The organism is Cedecea sp. P7760, from assembly GCF_013386425.1.
Classification (GTDB): Bacteria; Pseudomonadota; Gammaproteobacteria; order Enterobacterales; family Enterobacteriaceae; genus Cedecea; species Cedecea selenatireducens.
This window is the reverse complement of sequence record NZ_JACARU010000105.1, coordinates 1-7,554: the sequence shown is the minus strand read 5'-3', so window position 1 is coordinate 7,554 and position 7,554 is coordinate 1. Positions and strand designations below refer to the sequence as shown.

The following is a 7,554-nucleotide window of genomic DNA, read 5'->3' as shown; positions in this document are numbered from 1 at the left end:
TCATTATATTTAGTGCTTTATTTATCCTGATCGTTTTTTTTAGCCTCTACATGCGTCATCGCTTACAAACTAAATATCGAGACCTAACAATAATCGTATTTTTATTTTTACTGTTCATTTCTGGTGTTCAGTATGCAGATTATACTGATAGTCAAAATATACACTCTCAATCATCACAAATGGTGAGCTTTGTTAAATTGTTATCAAAAGAAAAAGAAGTGGGTATGGATTCTATATTTTCAAATTCAGTACAGCTCTCGGATGGCATTATCGTTAAAATTAATGATCTTTACTATCGCGTTAATTTAAGTCCGGATCAAAAAACATATAGTTTAGTTGAGGTGTCGTTAGTAAACCCAGGCATAGAAATCATAAAAAACTGAGGAACAGAAATGATAATTTATACGCCAATCATGATAAAATTGGGTCTGGGGATACTGTGCCTGATTATTCAAATAAATCTCATGGGGAAGGGTAATCTGGCTCCTTCATCCGCAATGGACCAGGTTCAGAACTATGTGCTCGGGGGGATTATCGGTGGCGTAATTTATAATGAATCGATAACAGTACTACAGTTTGTTTTGGTGTTAATTATATGGACCTTCCTCGTTTTTGTCCTTAAATTTTTAAAAGAGAACAATCGTCTAGTTAAAAGGATTATTGATGGCAAGCCTATCACCCTGGTACATAATGGCAGTGTCAATGTTAAGGAGTGTTTACGCAATGGTGTTTCTGCAAATGATTTGATGTTCAAGTTAAGGGCGAATGGCATTTATGAAATAGAACAATTGAAGCGCGTAGTTCTCGAACAGAATGGGCAATTAACCATTATACAAAGTGGTGATGAAAATATACGCTATCCAATTATAGTTGATGGTTTAGCTAATCATGATCTGCTCGAAATCCTTAACAAGGACAATGACTGGTTAGAAAATGAAGTTATCAAGCAAGGCTTTAATAAAATCAGCGAAGTATATTTAGGTGAGTATCTCTCGGGCAGGATTAATTTATACGGATATGAAAGATAATATCTAAAACCAAGCGTCTGACCTATTAGGTTATAGATAAAAAAGGAATGCACTTAATCTCTTATATGTCACTTTCCAAGGGGAGCCTTGAGGTCTTCCCAGGATTTTCGGCTTAAAGGAGGGCTCTCTCGTCGAGGCAGTGTTGTACTGATGATGATGCCGCCCATCGCTGGCTTAGAGATAGCTTCAGTCCAGCATGACGGCATAAAAACCCCACCGCAAGGGTGGGGCGAGACAGCTTATTTCCCGGACCAGCCACGCAGCGCATTTTCACGCGCTTCTGCCTGCTGGGCCGTGTTCAACTTGAAGTAGTTTGGCGCTAAGGCACCTTCCCAGTCGCCGTACATTGGGTTAGGCAGCACGATGAACTGGGTGCCGAACTTGCTGCGGTTGTCACTGGCAAACTGCTGACGCTGCGCCTGATCTTTATGGTAAGTCGCTTTGCCAAAGTCATTCAGGTTGTCGCCGATGTACATCACCACGTCATAACCTTCGGCCTTGATCGCATCAAAGCGAGCCTGCTTGTTGGAGCTGTCGGTTTTCAGGCGCACGGTTTTGTCGCTCACGCCGGTAAAGCCCAACGTTTTCATGTTGGCGACGGTCGCGTCAAAGTCTTTGCTGTCGCGGTTTGACACATAGAACATGGTGCCACCGTGGCTGTTAACATAGTTGGCAAAATCCACCGCGCCGGGGACGGCCAGCGCCTGGCGAGCCTGAGTCCACTGGGACCAGGTTTTGTCGTCAAACGCTTTGTTATTTTTCGCCTGCCATGCGCTGTAGGCGCTGTTGTCCAGCATGGTTTCATCCAGATCGACAATCACCGCGCGCTTAGCGTTACCCTGTTTGGCTGACCGATCCCAGGCCAGGCGAGCGCTGTTAAACGACTGATACGCCAGCGCACGGTATTCGCCGGACTGCTGGAACCAGTCAACCGCCATCACCGTCTGGCTGGCCAGTTTTTGATCGGCCGCCTGCTGCTGATTTGCACAGCCCGTCAGGCTGACCAGCACCAGCGCCATCGCGCCACTCAATATACTTTTCTTCATCTTTTTATCCTTACCCTTGCTTATCATTAACGCCATTGATACCTGCCGGCCCCTGTACTGAACAATGCAGCGGCTTTTTCTAACAAAATCAGCAGGTATTATTAAAAAGTGTTTTACCGAATATTAAAGCTACGTTATCAATAGCTTTTTAATGGATCGACACTGGATACTCAATATGACAAAAATATTTCGACGCAATTTTTTTCCCCTGATGGTGGTGGCGGCCTTACCCGGCGTGAGCTTTGCGGCCCATGCCGCTGGCTGTGAAGAGACTCGCGCGGGCATCGACATGGGCTCCGGCACCACCAAGCTGGTGGTCGCCAAAGTGGATACCTGCAAACAGCGCATCAACAAAGTGCTGTTCGAGGATCAGCGCCCAATCGCTTTTAACGAAGATCTGTCCAAATCTGCGGACAACACCCTCAGCCCGGCGATACAGCGGCAGGGCCAGGCTGCGCTGCAGGAGCTGACGGCGGAAGCCGCTCGCTATCATCCAACACGTTTTAACGGCGTTGCGACCGCTGTTTTCCGCAGCGCCTCTAACGCACAGCAGGTTATCGATGCGTTTAACCGCTCCGTGCGGGTTAACTTAAAAATTATCTCCCAGGCGCAGGAAGCCGAGCTGGGCTTCCTGTCCGCCAAAGCCTCGATGCCGGTGCCGCTGGCAGACGACCAGATGGTGGTCTGGGACATCGGCGGCGGGTCGATGCAGATGACCACCTGGCTGCAAAAGCACGACAAATGGCAGCCGGAGATTTACCAGGGCAAGTTGGCTTCCGTCACGCTGAAGAACTACATCATCGACGTGGTGAAAAACAAAGACCTGCATGAGGTCAGTTCGCCAAATCCGATTGGTTCTCTGCGCGACGGCGTGCTGCGTTTTGTTCGCTTCTATGCCACAACCCACGTCAGCCCGGAGATGAAACAGGCGCTGGCAAAGCGTACCGTTGTGGGCATTGGCGGGGTGCATGATTTCTCCGTCAGCAAGCAGTTGAACGAAAAAGTTTACACCCTCGCCGATCTGCAAAAAGCCTCCGCCGGCCAGGTGTGGAAAGGGGACTCAGAGCTGCGCGGTGATTACCGAGCTACGGACGTCAGCAACCTGCTGCTGGTTCAGGGCTACATGGAAGCGCTGAAAATTCCACAGGTGACCGTGGTAAAAGCTAACCTGGTGCAGGGCGTGTTGATTCAATAGCGCCCTTTGAAATCTGCGGCGGCCGTTCTGGCGTGCCGCCGCCTTTCACATCAGCCGCGCTTTCTTCGCCCAATCATATGGATAAGCAGCCCGGCGAGGCTCAATAGGCCGCCCAGCAGCGAGGCCATTTCCCAGCCTCCCAGTCGCCATACCAGGCTTGCTCCCCATGAGCCCAGCGCCCCGCCGATAAACATCCCGCTCATAAACACGGTATTAATGCGGCTCCGGGCTTCCGGACGCAGGGCATAAATCACGTGCTGATTGGAAATAAGCGCCGACTGTTCGCCGAGATCCATCAGGATAATGCCGATCACCAGCCCGGTTAGCGACGTCCACAGGCCAAGCACCGCAAACGAAATAACCATCACCAGCGCGCCAAGTCCGATCACCGCATAAGGTCCCCGGCGGTCGGCAATTCGCCCGGCGAGCGGCGCAATCAGGATCCCGACGGCACCGACAATGCCCATCATGCCGGCAACGTCTGCGCCGAGGTGGAACGCGGCGTGCAGCTGCAGCGCCAGAATCGTCCACAGGCCGATAAACGATCCGAACAGGGCGGCCTGAATCCACGTTGCCCGGCGTAGCAAAGGTTCTTCGCGCCATAGCGAAACCAGCGATCGCATCAGGCTCATATAGGTCTGCTTGTTGCGCGGCGTATGGTGCGGCAGGGTGAAGAACAGCATGAGCCAGCCGCAGGCGGTAGCCACACAGCCCAGCCAGAAGGTGGCTCGCCATCCCCAGTGCTCGCCGCTAAAACCGCCGACGGCCCGGCCCAGCAGAATGCCGCAGAGCACGCCGCTCATCACCGTGCCGACCACCTGCCCACGGCGTTCCGGTTTGGCGAGTTCGGCGGCAAACGGCACAATCTGCTGCGCCACGGAGCCCGTCACGCCTACCGCCGCAGATGCAATAATAATGGTCACGACGTTGGGCGCTAATGCCAGGCAGGCCAGCGCCACCGCAAGCCCCGCCGACTGGCAAAGGATAAGCGTCCGGCGGTTAATTTTGTCGCCAAGGGGAACGAGTAAAAACAGCCCACAGGCAAAACCCAGCTGGGTTGCCGTGGGCGCGAGGCTCACCAGGGCTAACTGCCGGGGAAAAGCCTGTTGCAGCAGCTCCAGCAGCGGCTGGTTGTAGTAAACGTTGGCGACAAAAACGCCGCAGGCCAGCGCCATGATCAGCAGCAGAGTGGACGTTAAAGGCGAGTGTTCTTCGGCCTCGGGCAGGCGTTTAAGGGTAACGTCGAGCGGGTTATCCGACATGATTATTTCTCACAGGTGATGACGAACCCTGATGCTGAACGATTGTCCACCAGCAATCTTTGCCCTAGAATTTCAGACTTCTGAAATTACCTGAAAGCGACCGCACCGATGCCTGTCGACAACGCCCAAACCCGCCCGGAAAGAGATGACGATATGGTGGTCTTTGGCCGCTACCAGCTGTTTCCTGACCTTGGCCTGCTGCTGAGGGACGGCGTTCGCCTTGAGCCGGGCGAGCGGGCGATGGCGGTGTTAAAGCTGCTGGTCAGCGAGGCCGGGCAGGTGGTGGCGAAAGAGACGCTGCTGGAAACCGTCTGGCCAAAAGAGATCGTTGAAGAAAACAACCTGCAGGCGCAAATTTCCGCGTTGCGCAAAATTTTCGGCGCTGACCGCAATCTGATAACGACCGTTTTTGGGCGCGGTTACTGCTTTACCGCCGCGGTCAATAAGCTGCAGGCGGCTACTTCATCATTGCCGGTCAGCCCCACATCAACCAGTCTGCCTCGCCCACGTTCGCCGCTGATTGGCCGCGAAAGAGAGCTGGGTGAGATAAGAAAACTGCTGCTCGAAAATACTCTTTGTACTCTGGCCGGGCCCGCCGGTATTGGCAAAACCAGGCTGCTGCTGGAGGTTGTGCGCGAAGCCGCCGGGCTTTATCCAGACGGCATATTTTTTGCTGATTTATCCAGCCTGAACGGCGGCTCAGATCCGGTTCCGGTCCTGCGCGCGGCAGTAGCCGGCATTCGCGGAGCGGGGAGACAGCATTCTCACCCGGCGCTGCTTGTTATCGATAACTGTGAGCATCTGGCAACCGCCTGTGCGCAGGAAATTGAACGCCTGCTGCAGGCGAATGAATTGCTCAGCGTTTTGCTAACCAGTCAGACTCCGCTGGGCATTGAGGGCGAACAGGTGTATCGCATTGGGCCGCTGGCTCTACCGTCTGCGCAGGTGAACGTCAGCGAGGCACAAAGTTACAGCGCGGTTGAGTTTCTCGTCCAGCGCATTCAGGCGGCGGATTACCAGTTTCGCCTGACGGAAGAAAACGTGCGGCCCGTAGCGGCGCTTTGCCGGCTGCTTGATGCGGTCCCGCTGGCGCTGGAGATTGTGGCCGCCAGGGTTGCCAGCCTGGGGCCGGAAGCGGTGCTGGCCGACCTTGCGGGGCGAGAATCGCTGCCTGACGCTCCCAGTCTTGCCAGGACCTCACGCCACAGAACGTTAGCCGACGCGCTGGACTGGAGTTACCGGCTGCTGACGGCAGACGAGCAGCGAGTCTTTCAGGCTTTGGCTATTTTTCCCGGCGAGTTCGACCTCGCGGCAGCGAAAGGGCTGTTAAACCAGGAGCACACCAGTGACGTTGTAGCGAAAATGGTCGCGAAATCACTGCTGGTATTTCAAGCGGGTGCCAGACCGGCAAGGTATCGCTATCTCACGATTGTTCGCACATACGCTCGCGGGCTGTTGGCGGGCGATAGCGAGCAGCTTTCTCTCAGGCATGCGCATCTGACCGCAGACAACATGGTGCAGGCAACGGAAGCCTGGACGGAAGCATCCAGCCCGCACTGGCGTCGTCAGTATGGTTATTTGATTGACGATCTTCGTGCCGCGGCTGACTGGTGTTTTGGCGCAGGTCAAAACGCGCCGCTTGGCCGCAGTATTCTCGCTAACGCCACGCCTTTTTGGATCCAGCTTTCGCTGCACGGCGAATGCCGCCAGCGTATCACCGCGGCCATTAACAATCCGCAAAACGGGCACGCCACGCAGCGTGAAGAGATGCTGATGCAGGCGGCTTTAGGTTCTGCCCTGGGCTGGGCGCAGGGGCCGGTTGAGGAAAACGGCCAGGCCTGGCGGCGGGCCGGAGAGCTTGCCGGCACGCTCGGGGACCGAGAAATACAGCTGCAGGCAGAATACGGACTGTGGCTGTATCACCTGCGCAGCGGCCGCTATCAGCAGGCCGGGAACAACGGCAAAAAAATGGCCGCGCTTGCCGCCGAAATCGGTGACTATGGCGCTTTATTGACCGTCCGGCGTCTGGTGGGTACCGCGCTGCATTTTTCCGGCGATCAGCAGGCTGCGATCGGCGAAATTCAGGCATTGCTGGATCGCGCCGTGGATGATGACAGCCAGAGAGCGCCATTCCGTTTTGGACTGGATCAGCGCGTGGCTGGCTGGGCTTTCCTGGTCCGCACGCTGTGGGTGACCGGCGACATCGCCAAAGCCAGAAGAGCGGCGCAATTGGCGGTGGAGGAAGCAAGGGAGCTCGATCATGCCTGCTCGCTGTGTGCCGCGCTCGCGGAAGGCAGCTGCACGCTGGCGGCCTTAACCGGCGATATAGACCAGGTGCTGCTGATTGCCTCGCAGATCGAGACAATTGCCGTTGAGCATGGCCTGGGATTCTGGCGGCTTTATGCCTCGGCGTTTACGTTCTGGGGCAGGTTACGCAGGCAGCCAGAAGCTATTCTCCCGCCACAAATTCACGCGATGCTCGCCACCTTACGTGCCAATGGCTTTGATCCGGCTTATTCGATTTTTCTCTCTGATTTTGCCGCTGCTTTGGCGCAGAAAGGTCAGCGGGAGGCGGCGGATACGCTTCTCAGCGAACGCCTGTCCGTGCTCGACGTGAACCAGTCGCTTTGGAACCTGCCCGAGCTGATGCGTGTGCAGGCGCAAATCCGCTATTCCGACAGGCCAGAACATGTTCTGGAGTACAGCCTGGCGTTACAGGCCGCGCTGCTACTGGCGCAGAGCCAAACGGCCAAAGGCTGGATTCAGCGCATAGAGGCCGACATGCGCACTTCTGGTTAATCAACGACAAATCTCAGTCGGCAAAGAAGTCGCTTGCCTGTCATCTTCATCACCATTAATCTCAAAATAAGATTTAAACAAAAAAAACATTTCCATTATGAGATTTAAAGGTGAGGCGTCATGACAATGCATTTCAGGCCAGAAATACGCGCGCTGCTGCTGGCGCTTGCGGGCGCGGTCGTTCTGGCTATCGGCATGGGCTACGGGCGTTTTGCCTATACCGG

6 protein-coding genes are annotated in these 7,554 nt (G+C 54.7%); 4 read left to right on the top strand and 2 right to left on the bottom strand.

What is annotated here, in order from left to right; all coding sequences use genetic code 11:
• Both HX778_RS24840 and HX778_RS24835 read left to right on the top strand, forming a co-directional pair.
• Window positions 1–383: DUF3290 domain-containing protein (locus tag HX778_RS24840; RefSeq protein ID WP_176983348.1), on the top strand; the 383-nt coding region annotated here is incomplete at its 5' end.
• A 9-nt stretch (window positions 384–392) separates the two neighbouring features.
• Window positions 393–1,028 carry a DUF421 domain-containing protein gene (locus tag HX778_RS24835; RefSeq protein ID WP_038472335.1) on the top strand — a complete coding sequence of 212 codons (636 nt, stop codon included), beginning with the start codon at window positions 393–395 and terminating at the stop codon, window positions 1,026–1,028.
• 239 nt (window positions 1,029–1,267) lie between these two features.
• Here HX778_RS24835 and HX778_RS24830 read toward each other — a convergent pair whose 3' ends face one another.
• Window positions 1,268–2,074 carry a 5'-nucleotidase, lipoprotein e(P4) family gene (locus HX778_RS24830; protein ID WP_176983347.1) on the bottom strand — a complete coding sequence of 269 codons (807 nt, stop codon included), beginning with the start codon at window positions 2,072–2,074 and terminating at the stop codon, window positions 1,268–1,270.
• 211 nt (window positions 2,075–2,285) lie between these two features.
• On the opposite strand from HX778_RS24830, the gene HX778_RS24825 reads away from it, so the two are divergent.
• Window positions 2,286–3,269 (top strand): phosphatase, encoded by a 984-nt coding sequence (locus HX778_RS24825; protein ID WP_176983349.1) that lies wholly within the window; start codon window positions 2,286–2,288, stop codon window positions 3,267–3,269.
• Window positions 3,270–3,319: 50 nt separating this feature from the next.
• Here the strand turns inward: HX778_RS24825 and HX778_RS24820 are convergent, their stop codons facing one another.
• Window positions 3,320–4,531: an MFS transporter gene (locus tag HX778_RS24820; RefSeq protein ID WP_038472339.1), complete on the bottom strand. Its 1,212-nt coding sequence runs from the start codon at window positions 4,529–4,531 to the stop codon at window positions 3,320–3,322.
• A gap of 108 nt (window positions 4,532–4,639) precedes the next feature.
• Between HX778_RS24820 and HX778_RS24815 the strand changes: the two genes are divergently transcribed.
• A complete protein-coding gene (locus HX778_RS24815; RefSeq protein ID WP_176983346.1) occupies window positions 4,640–7,330 on the top strand; it encodes a winged helix-turn-helix domain-containing protein in 2,691 nt (896 codons plus the stop codon).
• The last annotated feature ends 224 nt before the right edge of the window (window positions 7,331–7,554 follow it).

What these genes read in the sequence shown, in the direction of transcription:
- HX778_RS24820 (WP_038472339.1), bottom strand. Translation starts at nt 4,531, where the DNA reads ATGTCGGATAACCCGCTCGACGTTACCCTTAAACGCCTGCCCGAGGCC.
- HX778_RS24815 (WP_176983346.1), top strand. Translation starts at nt 4,640, where the DNA reads ATGCCTGTCGACAACGCCCAAACCCGCCCGGAAAGAGATGACGATATG.
- HX778_RS24830 (WP_176983347.1), bottom strand. Translation starts at nt 2,074, where the DNA reads ATGAAGAAAAGTATATTGAGTGGCGCGATGGCGCTGGTGCTGGTCAGC.
- HX778_RS24835 (WP_038472335.1), top strand. Translation starts at nt 393, where the DNA reads ATGATAATTTATACGCCAATCATGATAAAATTGGGTCTGGGGATACTG.
- HX778_RS24825 (WP_176983349.1), top strand. Translation starts at nt 2,286, where the DNA reads ATGGTGGTGGCGGCCTTACCCGGCGTGAGCTTTGCGGCCCATGCCGCT.